Below are 1,550 nucleotides of genomic sequence, written 5' to 3'. Positions count from 1 at the left end.
TTCAACGATACGGCGGTGGAGCTTCCGGCGGAAGCGACAGTACATGCGCTGTTCGAACGTCAGGCTGCATGGACCCCGGATGCGGTAGCTGTGACATTTGAAAATAGGCAACTGACGTACCGAGAGTTGAACGAGCGGGCGAACCGCTTGGCGAGAAGATTGCAGGCGCAAGGGGCGCAGCGTGAGCAATTGATAGGCATCATGGCCGAACGCTCACTGGAGATGATTGTGGGCATACTGGCGATCCTAAAAGCCGGTGGAGCGTATGTGCCGATCGATCCCGAATATCCTCAGGAACGCATCTCCTATATGTTAGAGGATTCCGGGGCGCAGGTGCTGCTGATTCAGAAGCATTTGCAGGAGAGGGCTTCTTTTGCGGGAATCAAGGTGGAACTGGAAGAGGAGCCGTTGTCCGTTGCAGAAGAATACTTCGCGAACAGTGCGAACTTGGCAATGGCGGCAATGGCCGATGATCTGGCGTACATCATCTACACGTCGGGTTCAACAGGAACGCCTAAAGGGGTTTGCGTGACGCATCGCGGGGTTGTCAGACTTGTTTCGTCATCGAATTATGTGGACATTAGCGAACAAGACGTATTTTTGCAGGGCTCGACGATTTCCTTTGACGCTGCGACGTTTGAGATATGGGGCAGCCTGCTGAATGGTGCGGCGCTGGCGATTTTGCCGCCCGGTAAATTGTCGCTAACGGACTGGGTGCAGGCGATTCAGCAGCATCGCGTCAGTATATTGTGGCTAACGGCTGGCTTGTTTCATGTAATGGTGGAAGAGCAGTTGGAAGGTTTGTACGGGGTGAAGCAACTGCTGGTTGGCGGTGACGTTGTTTCGAGATCTCATGCAAAAAAAGTGTTGGAGCGATTCAGCGAATTACGGCTGATCAACGGTTACGGTCCGACGGAAAACACAACGTTTACGTGCTGCCATGAAATCCGGATGTCGGATGTGGAGCGCGCGTCGATTCCGATAGGCCGTCCAATCAGCAACACGCAAGTATACGTGCTGGGCAGAACCAAAGAGATACTGCCTATTGGCGTAATTGGAGAGTTGTATACCGGCGGCAGTGGACTGGCACGCGAATACTTGAACAATCCGGAGTTAACAGCGGTGAAGTTTGTGGAGCATCCGTTTGCAGCGGGCGAGCGGTTGTACCGAACAGGCGATTTGGCCCGTTGGCTTCCAGATGGAACAATAGAGTATGCAGGTCGCATGGACGATCAGGTAAAAATCCGCGGTTACCGCATTGAGCTTGGAGAAATCGAAGCGCAGCTTCTTCGCGTAACGGACGTTCAGGAAGCGGTGGTCATCGCCCGCGAGGACGAAACCGACCGGAAGACGCTGTGTGCGTACATCAAAGCGACACGTGATCTAGAGGCAGATGAACTTCGAAACCCTCTGGCGCAAAAGCTGCCAGGTTACATGATCCCGTCGTACTTCGTGCAACTTGCGCAGATGCCGCTGACGCCCAACGGGAAAGTGGACCGCAAAGCGCTGCCTGAGCCGGTAGCAGGCATGAGTGCGGGGACGGAATACGT

1 protein-coding gene is annotated in these 1,550 nt (G+C 54.4%); it reads left to right on the top strand.

From position 1 onward, the window contains the following. Positions 1-1,550, top strand: a 1,550-nt coding sequence (locus BBG47_RS27945; protein WP_139070814.1) for an amino acid adenylation domain-containing protein, incomplete at both ends; no start/stop codon positions are given.

The organism is Paenibacillus sp. KS1 (genome assembly GCF_001680695.1).
GTDB lineage: Bacteria > Bacillota > Bacilli > Paenibacillales > Paenibacillaceae > Paenibacillus_B > Paenibacillus_B suaedae.
Note: the sequence above shows the minus strand (reverse complement) of the source record. Positions and strands in the feature narration are given on the sequence as shown.